This window comes from Deltaproteobacteria bacterium (genome assembly GCA_019308905.1).
GTDB lineage: Bacteria > Desulfobacterota > BSN033 > WVXP01 > WVXP01 > JAFDHF01.
Genome location: JAFDHF010000004.1, coordinates 22,185 through 38,528, shown reverse-complemented (window position 1 = coordinate 38,528; position 16,344 = coordinate 22,185). Strand labels below are relative to the sequence as shown.

The 16,344-nt window shown below is 57.9% G+C and carries 18 protein-coding genes; 14 read left to right on the top strand and 4 right to left on the bottom strand.

The window, feature by feature from the left end; genetic code table 11:
• Nucleotides 1–109: 109 nt before the first annotated feature.
• Nucleotides 110–1,492, bottom strand: coding sequence for a bifunctional UDP-N-acetylglucosamine diphosphorylase/glucosamine-1-phosphate N-acetyltransferase GlmU (glmU, locus tag JRJ26_02665; GenBank protein ID MBW2056377.1), 1,383 nt, complete (start codon nt 1,490–1,492; stop codon nt 110–112).
• 181 nt (nt 1,493–1,673) lie between these two features.
• Between glmU and JRJ26_02660 the strand changes: the two genes are divergently transcribed.
• Both JRJ26_02660 and JRJ26_02655 read left to right on the top strand, forming a co-directional pair.
• Nucleotides 1,674–2,612, top strand: a complete 939-nt coding sequence (locus tag JRJ26_02660) for a ribokinase (GenBank protein MBW2056376.1) — start codon at nt 1,674–1,676, stop codon at nt 2,610–2,612.
• A 358-nt stretch (nt 2,613–2,970) separates the two neighbouring features.
• Nucleotides 2,971–3,147, top strand: coding sequence for a helix-turn-helix domain-containing protein (locus tag JRJ26_02655; GenBank protein ID MBW2056375.1), 177 nt, complete (start codon nt 2,971–2,973; stop codon nt 3,145–3,147).
• 230 nt (nt 3,148–3,377) lie between these two features.
• On the opposite strand, the gene nikR is transcribed toward JRJ26_02655, so the two are convergent.
• A complete protein-coding gene (gene nikR / locus JRJ26_02650; GenBank protein MBW2056374.1) occupies nt 3,378–3,797 on the bottom strand; it encodes a nickel-responsive transcriptional regulator NikR in 420 nt (139 codons plus the stop codon).
• A 235-nt stretch (nt 3,798–4,032) separates the two neighbouring features.
• Between nikR and JRJ26_02645 the strand changes: the two genes are divergently transcribed.
• From JRJ26_02645 to feoB, 6 genes are all read left to right on the top strand, one after another.
• A complete protein-coding gene (locus JRJ26_02645) occupies nt 4,033–4,539 on the top strand; it encodes a SprT-like domain-containing protein (protein ID MBW2056373.1) in 507 nt (168 codons plus the stop codon).
• A gap of 273 nt (nt 4,540–4,812) precedes the next feature.
• Nucleotides 4,813–5,358 carry a transcriptional repressor gene (locus JRJ26_02640; protein ID MBW2056372.1) on the top strand — a complete coding sequence of 182 codons (546 nt, stop codon included), beginning with the start codon at nt 4,813–4,815 and terminating at the stop codon, nt 5,356–5,358.
• Complete coding sequence (locus JRJ26_02635; GenBank protein ID MBW2056371.1) at nt 5,355–5,759, top strand: NifB/NifX family molybdenum-iron cluster-binding protein; 405 nt, start codon at nt 5,355–5,357, stop codon at nt 5,757–5,759. Before JRJ26_02640 ends, JRJ26_02635 begins: the two co-directional genes overlap by 4 nt.
• Nucleotides 5,760–5,767: 8 nt before the next feature.
• Nucleotides 5,768–6,469, top strand: a complete 702-nt coding sequence (locus JRJ26_02630; GenBank protein ID MBW2056370.1) for a transcriptional repressor — start codon at nt 5,768–5,770, stop codon at nt 6,467–6,469.
• Nucleotides 6,462–6,713, top strand: a complete 252-nt coding sequence (locus tag JRJ26_02625; protein ID MBW2056369.1) for a ferrous iron transport protein A — start codon at nt 6,462–6,464, stop codon at nt 6,711–6,713. Before JRJ26_02630 ends, JRJ26_02625 begins: the two co-directional genes overlap by 8 nt.
• Nucleotides 6,713–8,902, top strand: coding sequence for a ferrous iron transport protein B (gene feoB / locus JRJ26_02620; GenBank protein ID MBW2056368.1), 2,190 nt, complete (start codon nt 6,713–6,715; stop codon nt 8,900–8,902). The genes JRJ26_02625 and feoB overlap by 1 nt, the downstream gene beginning before the upstream one ends.
• Before the next feature lie 354 nt (nt 8,903–9,256).
• On the opposite strand, the gene JRJ26_02615 is transcribed toward feoB, so the two are convergent.
• Entirely contained in the window at nt 9,257–10,012 is a 756-nt protein-coding gene (locus tag JRJ26_02615; protein ID MBW2056367.1) for a C40 family peptidase, read from the bottom strand.
• A 6-nt stretch (nt 10,013–10,018) separates the two neighbouring features.
• Nucleotides 10,019–11,026 (bottom strand): threonine/serine dehydratase, encoded by a 1,008-nt coding sequence (locus JRJ26_02610; GenBank protein ID MBW2056366.1) that lies wholly within the window; start codon nt 11,024–11,026, stop codon nt 10,019–10,021.
• Nucleotides 11,027–11,353: 327 nt separating this feature from the next.
• On the opposite strand from JRJ26_02610, the gene JRJ26_02605 reads away from it, so the two are divergent.
• The 6 genes from JRJ26_02605 to JRJ26_02580 all read left to right on the top strand — a co-directional run bounded on the left by JRJ26_02605 (nt 11,354) and on the right by JRJ26_02580 (nt 16,185).
• Entirely contained in the window at nt 11,354–11,731 is a 378-nt protein-coding gene (locus JRJ26_02605; protein ID MBW2056365.1) for a winged helix-turn-helix transcriptional regulator, read from the top strand.
• 9 nt (nt 11,732–11,740) lie between these two features.
• Entirely contained in the window at nt 11,741–12,205 is a 465-nt protein-coding gene (locus JRJ26_02600; protein ID MBW2056364.1) for an arsenate reductase ArsC, read from the top strand.
• Nucleotides 12,206–12,322: 117 nt separating this feature from the next.
• Nucleotides 12,323–13,573 carry an ACR3 family arsenite efflux transporter gene (arsB, locus tag JRJ26_02595; GenBank protein ID MBW2056363.1) on the top strand — a complete coding sequence of 417 codons (1,251 nt, stop codon included), beginning with the start codon at nt 12,323–12,325 and terminating at the stop codon, nt 13,571–13,573.
• A gap of 223 nt (nt 13,574–13,796) precedes the next feature.
• Nucleotides 13,797–14,117 carry a winged helix-turn-helix transcriptional regulator gene (locus tag JRJ26_02590; GenBank protein ID MBW2056362.1) on the top strand — a complete coding sequence of 107 codons (321 nt, stop codon included), beginning with the start codon at nt 13,797–13,799 and terminating at the stop codon, nt 14,115–14,117.
• A gap of 80 nt (nt 14,118–14,197) precedes the next feature.
• The gene (locus tag JRJ26_02585; protein MBW2056361.1) at nt 14,198–14,521 is read left to right on the top strand and encodes a hypothetical protein; all 324 of its coding nucleotides are present in this window, start codon (nt 14,198–14,200) and stop codon (nt 14,519–14,521) included.
• 278 nt (nt 14,522–14,799) lie between these two features.
• Entirely contained in the window at nt 14,800–16,185 is a 1,386-nt protein-coding gene (locus tag JRJ26_02580; protein ID MBW2056360.1) for a sigma 54-interacting transcriptional regulator, read from the top strand.
• Nucleotides 16,186–16,344 lie beyond the last annotated feature (159 nt).

The following is a 16,344-nucleotide window of genomic DNA, read 5'->3' as shown; positions in this document are numbered from 1 at the left end:
ACCCCGTCTCGAGGATCAACTCTGGGTTTGCTTGCCGCCTCTATGTACCATTATCGGCTGCAGAGGACCGGTGCCTGAGTATCCCGCAGCGCATCTTCTCAGGGGAAGACTACCTTTTTCTCCCCTTCCTCTTTTGCCAACCCTTGATGTTCTTCTGTTTGACGCGGCTCACCGCAAGGGATCCTTCCGGCACGTTGCCGGTGATGGTGGAGCCTGCCCCGATGACAGCATGGTCTCCTATCTCCAGAGGTGCTATCAGCTCGGTGTTGCTCCCCACAAAAACCTCATTCCCCACGATGGTCCGGTGCTTTCTTACCCCGTCGTAGTTGCAGAAGATGGTTCCCGCCCCGATATTGACCCTTTCACCGAGAGCGGCGTCTCCCACATAGGCGAGATGGTTGACCTTGGATCCCTCGCCCACCACGGACTTCTTGATCTCAACGAAATTTCCGATTCGGGCATCCTCGAGGATCTGGCTGTCAGGGCGGAGCCTCGTAAACGGTCCGATAACCACCCCCCGGGAGATCCGGCTCTCCTCCACAACCGAGAAAGGCCGGATGGTGACGTGGTCCTCGATTTCGGAACTCCTTATGAAACAATTCGGTCCTATGCCGCACTCTTTGCCGACAGTGGTTCTCCCCTGGATGACACAGTTCGGGTGGATCACCGTGTCCCGGCCGACAACCACATCGGCCTCGATGTACGTCGTAGCAGGATCCTCGATGGTGACCCCATCGAGCATCAATCTCTCCAGGGTTCTCCTGCGGAGGATCTCGTTGCTCCGGGCAAGGTCGACCCGTGTGTTGATCCCAATGAACTGGTCTGACTCCGAGACGTGAAAGGCGAGGAGCTTCCTGTTCTCCTCCCGCCCGATGCGGACGATATCGGTCAGGTAGTATTCGGCCTGAGTATTGTCGGCCCTCACCCTCTTCAAGGTGGAAAAAAGAAAAGGGGCCTCCGCGCAGTAGATGCCCGTGTTGACTTCCTCGATCTCTCTTTCCAGGGGAGAGGCGTCCTTTTCCTCGACGATTGCATCCACCCTGCCCCCCGATCCCCGGACTATTCTTCCGTATCCTGTCGGATCAGGCAGGCGGGTTGTAGCAACGGTGAGGGTCGACCTCTCACGGCGGTGAAAGGCGACGAGTTGCTTGAGGGTCTCGGCCTCGATCAGCGGCACGTCTCCGGAGAGAAGCAGAACGGTGCCCTTGTACCCCTCTAACGCCCCTTCTGCAGAGAGGACCGCATGGCCGCTTCCAAGCAGCGGTTCTTGACGGACAAAGGTGAGCCGGTCTTCAGGAAAGACCTCATGGATGCGCTCTGCCTGATGGCCCACGACAACCACCGTTCTCTGTGCCTGCAGGCCTTTGAGGGCCACATCGATGGGGTAACTCAACATGGGTTTCCCCATTATTGGGTGGAGGACTTTCACCAGGCCCGACTTCATCCGTGTTCCCTTGCCAGCGGCAAGAATGATTGTTGCCACCCCTGTCATCATCGAGCTATCCTGTTTGAATCCCCTGACATGGGCGCCATTATACTACGGGCGACCGGGCAGTTCAAGGCGAGCAAAAGGGCCGGTGGATTCAAGTAGAACGGGTTGTTATAATGGCTTTTACCGTAGCGTTCATGGAGTGCTCTTCAACTCTGCGGAAGCATACATGGGAGAGTCGAGTATGAGAGAATTCAATATCTCCCTCCCGTCGGCAAGGCCTTTCGACGTAGTAGGGCTCGGGCTCAACTCCGTGGATTTCATAACTCTCGTCCCCGCCTTTCCCAGCCCTGATTGCAAGATGGAGATGATCGACTTTTCTCAGCACGGCGGAGGGCAGGTCGCTACGGCCATGGTGACTTGCTCCCGTTTGGGCATGAGGGCGAAATACCTTGGAAAAATCGGGGGCGACTGTTGGGGCGAGTTCTCCTTGGAGAGCATCCGGAAGGAAGGAGTCGACGTGTCGGGGGTCCTGGTCGAGCCGGGAGTACGCAACCAGCTCGCAATCATCCTCGTCGATAGGACGACAGGCCAGAGGACTATCCTCTGGCAGAGGGACAGGAGGCTTCTCTACGGGGAAGGCGAGCTCTCCAGAGAAGCGGTCTGCCAGGGGAGGATTCTTCACGTGGATGGCCACGACACCGGGGCGACCCTCAAGGCGCTGCTCTGGGCAAAGGAGGATGGGATCGCCACCGTGATGGACGCCGACAGGATCGATGAAGAGACAGGCGAGTTGATCCGCCACGTCGATTTCCTGATCACTTCCTCCACTTTCCCCATGCGATTCACGGGCATTGCCGATCTGCCGCAGGCGCTGGTCGCCCTTGAGCGGATGTGCGGGGGTTTTGTGGGGTCCACCCTGGGCCGGGAGGGTGCGGTTGCTCTGGTCGACGGGACGCCCGTCCACTACTCCGGCATCGCCGTCGATCCTGTCGACACTACCGGCGCCGGAGATGTCTTTCATGGTGCCTTCATCTACGGCCTCCTCAGGGGATGGGACCTGGATAGGATCTTCCCCTTTGCCAATGCAGTGGCCGGCCTCAAGTGCACTCGCCTTGGAGGCCGGGCCATCCCTGATCTCCGGGAGGTTCAGTCCTATTTGGATTTTCCCGTCTCGCCGTGAAAGAAGCGGTTCGGCTCCTGCATCGGATTCTGCGCTTTCTTGACCCGCGAGGCCCGATGCTGTCAAAATATTGACCTCTGTGCCGTCAAGGCCCGGCTTGGGGGGGGACCGCCCCTGCCTCCCGGTCCGTGTTCCCCTCCGGTACTCCCCGCGGGTGAGGGCCGCCCCGTGTCTCGGCATGTCTCTTGGAGGGGCGCGGTTTAGGAGACTTTCGAGGTGCGGGCCGGGAGAGGTTTGGACTGCCGCAGTGGCTACCCACTCGATGAGGCCGGGGCAGGCGAGGGAGTTCTCTCAAGCTGTGTTTTTGGCATCCCCATTGCATCCACAAGGCAGCATCGCACCTGCAAGGAGGTTTGCCATGGCGGAGATCATGACGGTCAAGGAACTGGCCAGATACCTCAAGATGAAAGAGGTCACCATCTATCGGTGTGCTCAGGAGGGCAGGCTGCCCGGAATTAAGATCAGAGGGCAGTGGCGATTCGACAAGAACAGGATCGACCAGATGATCAACCAGAATTTCGCCCAACGTACTTGACCGTCCCACCCTAGGATCCATTTCTGGCTTGCCCATAGAAAGAGAGAATCCCCGATCCATGCGGGGATTTTCGATTCTGGACCTCGTCCAGCCCGTGGGTCTCCCCTTGCCCGGAAGGTTTGACGATTCCTCTCTGATTCTCTCTCAATGAGCGTGGAGTCCCCCGCCCGGCCTTTCGGTTTCCAGGGGCGGCCGGGATTGGGAGGGTCTCGGACCGGTCTCGACGAGATCTAGAAGAGTCCTTCCCCCGTGGTTGTGGTGAGCAGCTTTCCGTGCTTCACACCCTTGACGCCGATGAGCCTTTCGGCAATACCCTTGACATCCTTGCCTTTCCCCTTGACAATGAGAACCTCGAGGCAGTTGTGAGGATCCAGATGGACGTGGACCGAGGAGATGATCCTGTCGTGGTACTGGTGCTGAATATCGATGAGTCTGTCGGAGAGTTCGTGGACCTCATGGTTGTAGACGAGAGTGATGGTTCCGACCACCTCCTTGTCCTCCTCCTTCCATGCCGCTTCAACGAGTCTATCACGGATGAGGTCGCGGATCGCCTCGGAACGATTTGAATGGCCCTTCTGAGCGACCATTTCATCGAATTGCATGAGGAGTCGCTCGTCCATGGAGATTCCAAACCGGATGAGCTTCGACATACCAGCCTCCTTCCAACCGGTAATCCGCCCAGGACGGGCCCTCAGGAGCCCTCCGACCGGCGGCGGGAACACAGCCACCCAGGATCGGGAATTTCCCCTGTTTTTTCTCACGAATACGCTTTCCTGTCAAGGTGGACGGTCCCAGGCGGGTCAGAGGACCTGTTGAGGGTATGGGCTTCTCGCCTCTGTGGGAGGAGGTGGAGCAGAGAATCTCGAAGACGAACAGGTGAAAACGATGCCGACTCTTTTGAGAACCATCGACCAGGTCGGTGAGCGCTCGAAACTCGAGAGGATAGGGAAGATATTCGACAGGGTGAATGCCGCCTTTTTTGCGGGAAGGGTCCGGAGGCCGGCCTTCAGGTTGAGCAGGAGGATGATCAAGGCGGGAAGTGCGGATCTTACCCGGTGGGAGATGGGTATCTCCATTGGTTACCACGACAGATACGGATGGGGCAGGGAGCTTGAAAACACGGTCAAACACGAGATGATCCATTTTTTCCTGGCAGCCACGGGAAGACCGCCCGGACATAACCGGTATTTCAGAGTATGGGCAGAGCGACTGGGCTGTAGCCTTCATTCCAGGCCCAACAGCAGGCCCTACAAGTACATCTTCGAATGCCCCCGTTGCGGGAAGGAGTATAGGGCGAGAAAGTGGATGGGAAAGCGCTACAGTTGCGCTGTGTGTTCAGGGGGGAGATACGACAGGAGATACGTCCTCCGGCTCAAGAGGCGGCTCGCCTGATCCATTCTGCCAGGAGACTCGACTGCGCGCCGGTGGGACCAGACAGGGTTGCGGCATCAACCCGGGAGCCAGGGAACGGGTGCGTTTCTGCTGCCAGAGAGAGACGGGAGTGGAAAGTCGATCGCTTGCACCAATGGTTGGTACAAGAGTAAGGAAAATCCGGACGTTAGGGCATTTGTTTCTGGGGGCAAGAGAAATTCTTTGGATTTGCACCTTGACAGGGCGAGGGGAGGCGGCTATTATTGAAAGTGAGTCTCAATAAAGCTAAGGCTTATGGACGAAATTCAGACATTCCGGCAGTATATCAAGCAGAAGGGGCTGCGCAACACACCCGAAAGGGAGATGATCATCAGGGAGATCTTCTCCCTCCATGACCATTTCGATGTGGATGAGCTTTTCCTCCGTCTGAGGAACAAGAAGAAGGTCATCTCCAAGGCTTCCATCTATAGAACCATCCCTCTTCTTATCGAAAGCGGGTTGATCAAAGAAGTCTATTTTGAAGACGGCCACTTCCACTATGAACATATCTACGGCCACAGGGGACATTCCCACCTGCGGTGTGCCTGTTGCGGGAGGATCGTCGAGTTTCCTGAGGATGAGATCGTAGAATTGGGGAACCGGATAGGGGGGAAGTACGGCTTTGCGATCACGTCTTACCGGTTCGAGCTGCTGGGATACTGTCCCCAGTGCCTTGCCCGGGGGAGGGCGGGCAAGGATTGTCGGCCCCCGGGCAAGGTGCGTCTGAGAGAAGGGGCGGGAGCCGGCGGATCGGTCCGGCAGGGGGCTGCCAGAGGATCCATGGGGGTCGACGAGAGATGAGGGTGGCAGTTGCTTCAAAGGGCGGGAGCCTGCGGTCGGAGGTGGACGACCGCTTCGGCCGGTGCCCCTTCTTCGTTTTGGTAGACTCCGAGTCCTTGGAGTTCGAAGCCGTAAGGAACCCGGGAGTGGATGAAAAAGACGCCGCTGGTATCGCGGCGTGTGGGATGCTCATCAACAGGGGCGTCGAGGCCGTGGTGGTGAGAAACATCGGGCATAACGCCCTTGTGACTTTGCGAGGGGCCGGGATCGACGTGTACAGGGGAAGGCCGGGGAGTGTGGCCAGCGCCGTTGCGCAACTCAACAGAGGCGAGCTTCCCTCTGCACACCGCCCCACAGTGGGATTCCAGGAAGGCCTGGACAAGGAGAGAAGCGGGGGGGGCGGGATTGAGGGGGAAACCTGAGGGATACGATGCTTGCGAGAGAACACAGGAGTATCTACCGGCAATTCAAGGTGATCTTCGAACAGGAGGGCCTTGACAGGATTGATGAGAGGTTGGCCGTATTAGAGGGGTTTCTGGGCACGGAGAACCATGTAACACCATCAGAGCTTACGCAGATCCTCAGAGAAAAGGGTGTCTCCTTTACAGAGGAATTTGTCGCTGAAAATCTGAGACTCTTTTCACAGTACGGATTCGCCCAGGAAGAATCCTTCATCGGGCAGGTTCGTCGGTATGAACACCGCCACCTGGGCAGGCATCATGATCACCTGATCTGTGTCCGGTGCGGCGCGATTCTGGAGTTCTACAGTCCGGAGATCGAGGTCCTCCAGGTGGAGGTGGCTCGGCGGATGAGGTTCCATGCTCTCCAGCACAGGATGGAGATCTACGGCCTCTGCTACAACTGTCTCAGGAAAAGAGAGCCCACTATGCCTCTGACAATGGCCGCCGCCGGTGAGAAAGTCAAGATCGTGGGATTCATAGGGGGAGGCGGAGTGGAACGGCGGCTGGCCAGCATGGGCCTCAACAGGGGCGCCGAGGTGGAAGTGATCAAGAGCAGCGGCCCCGGGCCTCTCATCGTAGCCTCCCGGGAAAGCCGCATCGCCCTTGGGTTCGGCATGGCCAAACAGATCCTCGTTTCGACTAACCGGAATACAGGGGAAGGACATGAATAGCCGAAGACTCAGCGAGCTGAAGACAGGAGAAAAGGGCGTCATTGAAAGGTTGACAGGAGCAGGTCCTTTCAGGCGCCGCCTCATGGAGATGGGGTTTGTGCCTGGGGCGGAGATCAGGGTCGAGAAGTTTGCCCCCCTCATGGATCCGATAGAGTACACTCTGAAGGGGTACCATGTAAGCCTGAGACATGAGGAGGCCGAAAAGGTGGTAGTACGGGAGCCGGCTTCGACTGGAGGAGCCTGATGGCCAAGGAGATCAACATTGCCATTATGGGAAACCCGAATTCCGGAAAGACGACGATCTTCAACAACCTGACCGGAGCTCACCAGAAAGTGGGCAACTGGCCGGGCGTTACCGTGGAGAAGAAGGAGGGGATTACAACATTCAACGGCTACAGGATCCGCGTGGTAGATCTTCCTGGGACATACAGCCTTAGCGCTTACTCCATGGAAGAGATAATAGCGCGGAACTACCTGGTCGACGAAAAGCCAGATGTTGTCGTAGACGTAATCGATGCTTCCAACCTGGAACGCAATCTCTACCTGGCGACCCAGCTCATCGACCTGGGAGTCAAGCTGGTCTTCGCCTTGAACATGGTTGACGTATCCGAGGCTAGGGGCCAGATCATCGACCACAAGAGGCTCTCCCTGATCATGGGTGTCCCCTTTGTCCCCACCGTGGGAACAAAGGGCGAGGGTACCAGAGAGCTCTTGGAGACCATAGTGCGGGTCGCCGAGGACAGGGAGTCGGTGGCCAGACATACACACATAGACTACGGCAGGGAACTCGAGGAAGAGATCGAGAAGCTCCAGGCCCTGATCCGGCCGGATGGGTCCTTTGCCGATGAACACCTCGCCCGGTGGATGGGGATCAAGCTCCTGGAGGGGGATGAAGCGGTTGTAAAGCAGATAGAGAGAAGCCCGCACAGGGATACGATTTTCGACCAGCTCGACAGGAGTAGGTCCCACCTGAAGAGGATGCTCGGGGAAGACGCGGAAACCCTGGTTGCCGACAGGAGATACGGGTTTATCCACGGAGCTCTGAGGGAGACCTTTCGCAAGACCAGGAGGGACAGGTACTATCTGTCGGACCGGGTCGACATGGTCCTGACCAACCGCCTCCTGGGTTTTCCCATCTTCGTATTCTTCATCTGGGCCATGTTCCAGCTCACCTTCAAGGTGGGCCGGTATCCCACGGAGTTGATCGACAGGGGGGTTCAGCTCCTGGGTCAATCGATTGGATCCCTGATGGGGCAGGGTCTGCTGAGAGACCTCGTCGTGGACGGTGTGATTGCCGGGGTAGGGGGAGTCGTTGTCTTCCTTCCCAGTATCTTCATCCTCTTTTTCTGTATCGCCCTTTTCGAGGACACGGGCTACATGGCGAGAGCCGCCTTTATCATGGACAAGATCATGCACAGTCTGGGACTCCACGGGAAATCCTTCATCCCCATGATCATGGGTTTTGGATGCAACGTACCGGCCATCATGGCCACGCGGGTTCTGGAGAGCAGGAGGGACAGGATACTGACGATCCTGATCAACCCCTTGATAAGCTGCAGCGCAAGGCTTCCCGTCTATATGCTTATCGCCGGGGCGCTGTTCGGGGCATATGCCGGAAACGTGATTTTTTCAATCTATGCCCTCGGTATCGTTCTGGCCATAGTCATGGGCCAGATCTTCAAGCGGACCCTCTTCCGCGGGGAGATCGCCCCTTTTGTCCTCGAGCTTCCACCCTATCGCATGCCCACCCTGAAAGGGACTCTCATCCACATGTGGGAGAGGGGGTCGATCTTCCTCAAGAAGATGGGGGGGGTGATTCTTGCCGGGTCGATCCTGGTCTGGGCCTTGAGTTCCTTCCCAAGAACAGTCGACTACTCCAGGGATTATGCGGGGGAAGAGTCTCGGATTCGACAGGACTACGGAAAAAGAAAAAGCGCGCTGATCCGAATGGGAGAGACGCGAAGGGCCGGGCTCCTGGAGGAAGAGATGAATCGGAGAATCGCCGAAATCGAGGCCCTCCGCAGGGAGGAGTTTCAGGAAAAGAGTTTCCTCGGGAGGTTGGGCAAAGGGATCGCTCCGGTTCTCCGGCCCCTGGGTTTTGACTGGAAGGAGGGGGTGGCCCTGGTCACCGGCTTTGTGGCCAAGGAGATCGTGGTCAGTACCTTTGGAGTCCTCTATGGAATAGGAGAGGGGAGAGGGGAGGAGAGCGAGGGTCTCCGGAAGGCCATCAGAAAGGAGATGACCCCTCTGATCGGATACGGTTTTATGGTCTTTGTCCTGATCTATACCCCTTGCCTGGCAACGGTGGCTGCGATCCGGCGGGAGACCGGGTCGTGGAGGTGGACCGGTTTCTCTGTGGGATACAGCCTGACCCTCGCCTGGGTTCTGGCCCTTACGATCTATCAAGTGGGGAGCCTCTTGGGACTGGGGTGATCCGGCCCGGCCCCCCAAAAAACTGCCAATCTTCTCTCACGAGAGATCTCTCCTCCACTTTCGGCTGACTCTGATGTCGCCTGTTGAAAAGGGGAGGGCCCATTCAGGGCTGAGCCCCTGTGAGGGGATGCAACATGATTCAGAATATCCTTTTCGCTCTGATACTCGGGGGGACCGTGTTTCTTGCCCTGAGGTACGTGAGGAAGGTTTTGTCCGGCAGAGGCTCGTGTTGTGGAGAGAGCTGTGCCGGCTGCCCTGTGAAGGAGAAGATAGGGCGGTCTGAGACCGGGGGCGGCCGTGGAAACGAGCGTAGACCGGTTTTGCAGGGACCGACACGGAATACGGAGCAGGGTGTTACAGATAGGTTCTCCCTCCGGCATAGCGACGCTTGAAATAGGGGCTGGAAAGGGAGTCGAAGCGGATTTTCTTGCCGGTGCCGGGGGCATGGATGAACCTGCCGCCTCCCACGTAGATGCCTACATGAGAGATCCTTCTGCGGCGGCTCGTGGAAAAAAAGACGAGGTCCCCTTTTGACAGGTCTTTTCTGCTGACGGCCGTGCCGGCCTCCCATTGTTCCCTGGAGGTCCTGGGGAGATCGAGGCCGTTGAGGCGGTAGACCGCCATGGACAAACCGCTGCAGTCAAAACCATGTTCGGGAGAGGCGCCGCCGTACCGGTAGGGCAGACCGACGAAGGTCTTGGCCGTGCTCACGATGGCGTTTCTGAGATAAGACCTTGCCCTTCGGCGGTCCTTGAAACGGGGATAATCCTCAGGCCCCACGATGTAGTAGTCGTGGATGGTGCCCGATCTTTTCAGTTGCTCGGCTTTCTCCCGGGCCATAGCCCTCGAGGGGAAATCGCCGAAGCGGACCTTGAACAGTCCTGATTTGTGCAGAAAGTAGTAAGCACCGAGGCCGCGGTCCTGAAGGGTCCCGGTTAGGCGGACGGCATTGTCGAGTTTCAGAAAGGCCCCCACCTGGATGGAATAACCGAGCCGGCGTAGGGTTTCCACGGGCGGCCTAGCCGCAGGCCTCTCTGCAGTGGGAGGCGTGCCGGCGCAGCCAAAGACTCCAAGGATCAATGGAAAGACAAGGAGGCCAAGTCGTCTCATTTACGGTCATCCCTGTCGGACGGGTTGCGCTCCGTCCCGGGACATGGAGAGACGCACTATCTCTCGCATCCTTTCAAGGGAGAGGTTCCCACCGCTCATGACAAGGGCGACTTTCTGGCCGGAGATCCGGTCTTTCAGTCTCAATGCTCCTGCTATAGGGGACGCGCCCGCAGCCTCGGCGAGGTTGTGGGTCTTTTCCAGGGCCGTAATGACCGCCCTGCGGAGCTCGTCCTCGCTCACAAGAACGAAGTCGTCCAGACCCCTGTCAGGGTCCTGAAGAATGCGCTGGGGCAGATCAAAGGGAGTCCGGGTGGCAAGCCCTTCGGCGAAGGTCTCCATCCGGGCCTCGACCCGCCTCTTCTCCTTCCACGAGAGATAGGCCGACGGCGCCTTTTGTGCCTGGACGCCGATAATCCGGATTCGGGGATCGATCGACTTTGCCACGATGCAGCATCCTGAGGCTCCGCTTCCACCGCCTATGGGGACCACTATGGTCTCGACATCGGGTTGATCTTCCACGATCTCAAGGGCGTAGGTTCCGACGCCGGCAATCAGGAGTGGTTCATCGCCGGAATGGATGTACCGGTAGCCCCTCTGTTCGGCAAGGGATTCGGCGTATTGCCTGGCCTCGTCGAAGTCCCTGCCGTGAAAGAGGATCTCTGCACCGAGGTACCTCATGGCCTCGACCTTGACAGGGTTGGCCTTTTCAGGGACACAGATCGTCGCCCGGGTGCCGAAGAGCCTCGCTCCGTAGGCGACGGATTGGCCGTGGTTACCCGTGGAGGCGGCAATCACGCCTCGCCTTCTCTCTTCCTCGGAGAGTTGGGCGATGAGATTGACCCCGCCCCTCACCTTGAAGGCCCCCAGGAGCTGGTGGTTTTCGTGTTTGACAAAGGCCTCGCATCCAAGGAGGTCACCAAGGCCGGGATAATGGACGAGAGGTGTACGGACCAGGTGCTTTTTGACGATCCTACGGGCAAGGAACACGTCCTTTAGGGTGGGGATGGTGAGCATGCTATCGACTCTCGCGGAAGTTCATCGACTTAAAGAGAGGGCTGGACCAGGCGGATCTTTGTCGCCGCGGCAGTCGGTCAAACCTTGTTAAAAATCTATACCGGAATCGGGTAAATTGCAAACGCGGCAAAGGGACCTATGGGGGGTGCATGAAATCAGAGCTGGGGCATCGGCCCTAGGCTTTGAAGGGTGATCTCTCGCCTTCAGGGGGGCGGACTGTGGTGTTACGTTGTTGTCGAGTGGGGGTTGACAAAGGGTTAGCTGTTGTGGTCATATAACCGTTTAGTTATTCGGCTATCAATCCAACAACCACGTGGGCCAAAAATCATGAGGCGCCTGGTACAAACCCTCAAGGCGTGTGCGGATGCCAACCGGATCCGTATACTCAAGATGCTCCAACAAAAGGAGATGTGTGTATGCGAGGTGGCCGAGGCTCTCGGGGTGACCCAACCCAGTGTCTCCCGCCACCTTAGAATCCTCGGCGAAGCGGACCTGGTCCTTCAGCGGCGCGAGGGAGTCTGGATGTATTATCGTTTGAACCCCGATCCACCCACTGTATACGCGCAAGCCCTCTTGGCGGACATCGGGAGCTGGCTCGAAGATGATCCGGAGATCCAGGCCCTTCTCAAGAAGGCTTCGGGCCTCGACCGGGACATACTGTGCGGCAGGCCGCCGGAGAGACGACCAAGGACCAGCCCCCTGTGAGGAGCCGGGATGAAAGGCAACAAGGTGGCCACCCCACCATTGAGGGTACTGTTTGTCTGTACCGGTAATTCCTGCCGGAGCCAGATGGCAGAGGGGTGGGCCCGCCACATCCTGGGGAATCGGGTGGAGGCACACTCGGCTGGTACCGAACCGGGTGCGCTCCATCCCGGGGCGATCCAGGTGATGGGGGAGGCCGGGGTTGATATCTCCTTTCAGCGGTCGAAGTCCATGGATGAATTCCGGGGTCAACCCTTTGATCTCGTGATCATCCTCTGCGACGATGCTGAGTCGCTCTGTCCGGTCTTCCCCGGTGGATCAAAGAGGATCCACGTGGGGTTCCCTGATCCTGCCCGGGCCGCAGGCACTGAGGAGGAGATCATGGAAGCCTTCCGGCTGATCCGCGACAGGATACGAAGGGAGTTGATAGACCTCGTAGAAGAGGAGATCACCCGGTGCAGGAATCACCCGCTCTGATCTATTCCTTTCTGGGAGTCCACTGATGATCTGACCGGTAGGGGAAAGAAGTGAATCGGTTCGTGGAGATCAGGCCGTTTCGAATATGGCCCGGTCTCCGAGCGAGGAGGTTGTACGATGGGAGCAGAAGCGCACACCACCGGAGAATCCAAGGGTCTGAGTCCGTTTGAGAAGTATCTCTCCGTCTGGGTGATTCTCTGCATTCTGGCAGGAATCTTTCTCGGCAAGGTCGCACCCTCTGGGGCCGAATTTCTCGACGGGATGGCCATCTACGTTGGAGAGGCACCCGTGGTATCCATCCCCATAGCCGTCTGCCTCTTCTTCATGATGTATCCCATCATGGTGAAAATCGATTTCGGGGAGGTGATAAAGGCGGGGAAAAACGCCAAGCCGGTCCTTCTCACCCTGGTTTTGAACTGGGCGATCAAACCCTTTACCATGTATGCGATCTCTCTCTTCTTTCTGGGCACGCTGTTCTATGCCTTCATAGGACCGGAAGCCGTGGACCACGTAAAGATGCCCCTCGGACTCAGCCTGCCCGTAGGCGCCGCGCACGGAGCGGGGAAGGTGGTTCTGGTAAACGGGGCCAAGGTGCTGGAGGTTCCCCTGTGGCGAAGCTATCTTGCGGGCTGCATTCTTCTGGGGATCGCTCCCTGTACCGCCATGGTCCTTGTCTGGGGGTTTCTGGCCAGGGGAAACGACGGCCATACCCTGGTCATGGTTGCCATCAACTCCCTCACCATGCTCGTTCTGTACGGTCCCCTGGGTGGGTTCCTTCTCGGGGTGGGAAGGCTTCCTGTACCGTGGCAGGCCCTGGTTCTCTCGATAGGCATCTATGTGGCACTTCCCCTGGTAGCCGGTTATTTTTCTCGAAAACTCCTGATCCGTTCCCGGGGTGAAGAGTGGTTCAGGGAGAAGTTCCTCCACATTCTCACTCCCGTAACGATCGTGGCCCTGCTCGTTACTCTGGTTCTGCTTTTCTCCTTCAAAGGGGATGTTATCGTCTCAAACCCCCTTACCATCCTCTGGATTGCCATCCCCCTTTTCATCCAGACCAATCTCATCTACTGGATCGGCTACGGTCTGTCCAGGGTCATAAGGCTCTCCTATGAAGACGCCGCACCCTCTGCCATGATCGGTGCATCGAACCATTTCGAAGTGGCCATCGCCACTGCCACCATGCTTTTCGGAATCTCCTCGGGGGCTGCCCTGGCCACCGTTGTCGGCGTGCTCATCGAGGTGCCGGTTATGCTCATGCTGGTAAAGATCTGCCTGCGAACCCGGCACTGGTTCCAGCAAGGTGCGATTTCGAAAGAGGCCTACCCGGCAGAGGCTCCGTCACCGCGAGAGATATCGAAAACTCCTTGAAGATCCGCCGCCCGGGTGGGAGACCGGGTCAGGCGGCCGTCATGGCACCCAAAGAGGGGAGACGACCCGCGCTTTCTTGCCTCCATGGAGTCGGCGTTGGAAAGCGGCCCCGAATCCCGGCTGCCCTCAAGGATCCATGAGAATGGGTGAACCCGTGGTTTGACAGCTATTGGCGATTTGGTTATATTACCAAATATCATCCATTCAGCCCTGGGAGAGAAAGGTGGACCCAAAGACTCATGCACGGCTCGAAGCACGGGCACGGGTCATAAAGGCCGTGGCCCACCCGACGCGGCTCTTTATCGTTGACGAGCTGTCACGGGGAGAGAGGTGCGTCTGCGAGCTCACCGAGTTGATCGGTGCCGACACATCAACCGTCTCAAAGCATCTTTCGATCCTTAAGAACGCCGGAATCTTGCGGGATGAGAGAAGGGGGTCTCAGATATTCTATATGCTGAGAATGCCGTCTATCCTCAGTTTTTTCAAGGGCGTGGAAGCGGTGATCCGCTCGAATGCCGAGGCGCAGCTCGCCCTGAGCAAGTGAACCAGCCTCGCTGGCGCAGGGAGGACTGCAAGGGGATAGAATGCCGGGAGAGAGCGTGCCATTGACAGGAGGCGATTACAGTGAAGGCGGAAGTCGAGATTGAAGCGGGAATATGCGGGTTTCACACGTCGGCCCGCGTTCAGAGTCGAGACCACCAGCACGTGGACCTTGCCCTTGAGACCGATTGTGAAAAGATCCAAAAGTTGTCTCTTCTCCTGGAGAAGGAAGGAGCCCTGGATGCTTATCGAGAGATCGATCCCAAAGGGGAGAGCGTTATTCTGCGCCACGGCCGGGATACCTGCTGCCCGGGCTGCGCCGTTCCCATCGGCCTTTTCAAGGCGGTGCAGGTGGCGGCTGGCCTGGCACTTCCCAGGGACGTGAGCATCAAGATCGGCAAGGAATGACCGCGTCCTCAAATGCTTCTGACCAGTTTCAAAATCACCCGTGTTCTTCCTTGCCTGGCTGATCCCGGAAAGGCCCGTGTCATCGCAGAACTCCCGACGACATCCGCGGTGCGTTGCCGTATCTAAACGGCGTATCGAAGGGAACCGTCTACAATGATGAAGCCGGGATTTTCACGCTGGAACCGGCCTTTTCGGTCGACTCGTGGGAGACGAGGCGAGTGTCGCCAGGGGCGGACCCCTGTTGGAGGACGCGACCGTTTCCAAGAGGAGGAACCCATATGAACGAAGCAGATCGAAGAGGCCTCGATTCTCCTTCATTGAACGGTCCTGTCTGCATCGGCCGGGCGGATGTGACCCCTTGCTGCGTCATCCTGGAGAGTATCAATGACGGGGTTTTCATCGTTGGCCCTGACAGGAGAATCACGTCCTTCTTCAACAGGGCCGCGGAGGAGATCACCGGGTTCAGTTCGGAAGAGGCAATGGGCCGGTACTGTTTTGACGTTTTCCGATCCGATCTCTGCCAGACCCGGTGCCCCCTGGAACTGACCATGAACACGGGCCAGGCGGTCTACGACCAGCCCTGCACCATCATCAACAAGGCAGGAGAAGAAGTCGCGGTGAGCACGACCACGGCTCCAATACGGAACGGCGAAGGCGAGGTGGTGGGGGCGGTCGAGATCTTCAGGGATCTCTCCCTTGTCGAGGCCTTGAGGAAGGCCCTTTCAGCAAGATACCGTCTCGGCGATCTGGTCAGTAAGAGTCCGAGGATGCAGGAGATTTTCGAGATCCTTCCCGACGTGGCCGAGAGCGACAGCACGGTGCTGATCCAGGGGCCGAGCGGTTCGGGCAAGGAGGTTCTGGCCACGGCGATCCATGATTTGAGTCTCAGGAAGGGAAACCCCTTTGTGAAGGTCAACTGCGGCGCCATTCCCGACACGCTTCTTGAATCCGAGCTTTTCGGATATGTGAGAGGAGCATTCACCGATGCGAGAAGAGACAAACCCGGCAGGTTTTCGCTGGCCAACCACGGCACCCTTTTCCTCGACGAGGTCGCCGACATGTCGCCGGCTCTGCAGGTCAAGCTTCTCCGGGTTCTCGAAGAGAAGCGGTTCATTCCCCTGGGTGGAACCACGCCGGTGAAGGCCGACGTCCGAATCATTGCCGCCAGCAACAGGGATATCGAAAGACGGGTGAAGGAGGGCAGGTTCAGGGAAGACCTCTACTACCGCCTCAACATCATAAAGATAGAGCTCCCGCCCCTGTGCGAGAGAAGCGAGGATATCCCTCTCCTGGTTGAGAATTTTATTTCAAAGCTGAACTCCCTGAAGAGGAAGTGCGTCTCAGGAGTCTCCCATGAGGTGATGGACCTCTTGATGAACTACCCTTTTCCCGGGAACGTGAGGGAATTGGAGAACATCCTGGAACATGCCTTTGTTCTCTGTAGGGGCCCTTTCATCGAGAAGAGGGATCTGCCTTGCGATCTTCTGGAGAAGGCGGTCTCTTCCAGGAAGACATGGGAGAGAGGACCCCTGGCATGCTCGGAGGCCCAAACCATCGAGCAAATCCTGGAAAAACACGGGGGCAACCGGATCCTCGCCGCCCGCGAACTCGGCATGAGCCGGTCCACCCTCTGGCGCAAGATGAAGCGATTCCACCTCCAGTAAGACCGGACAGGGAGAGGCGGTAAGGGCTTCTCCGTTTCACGTATGAAACACGTATGGTGAAACAGTTTCATCCGAGATTCATCCCGCGGTCTATCCTCTCCCATGGCCGAGCCATAAGGTCTTGTTATTAAAGGCCGTGATCTTGACTGCCTCTCCCCG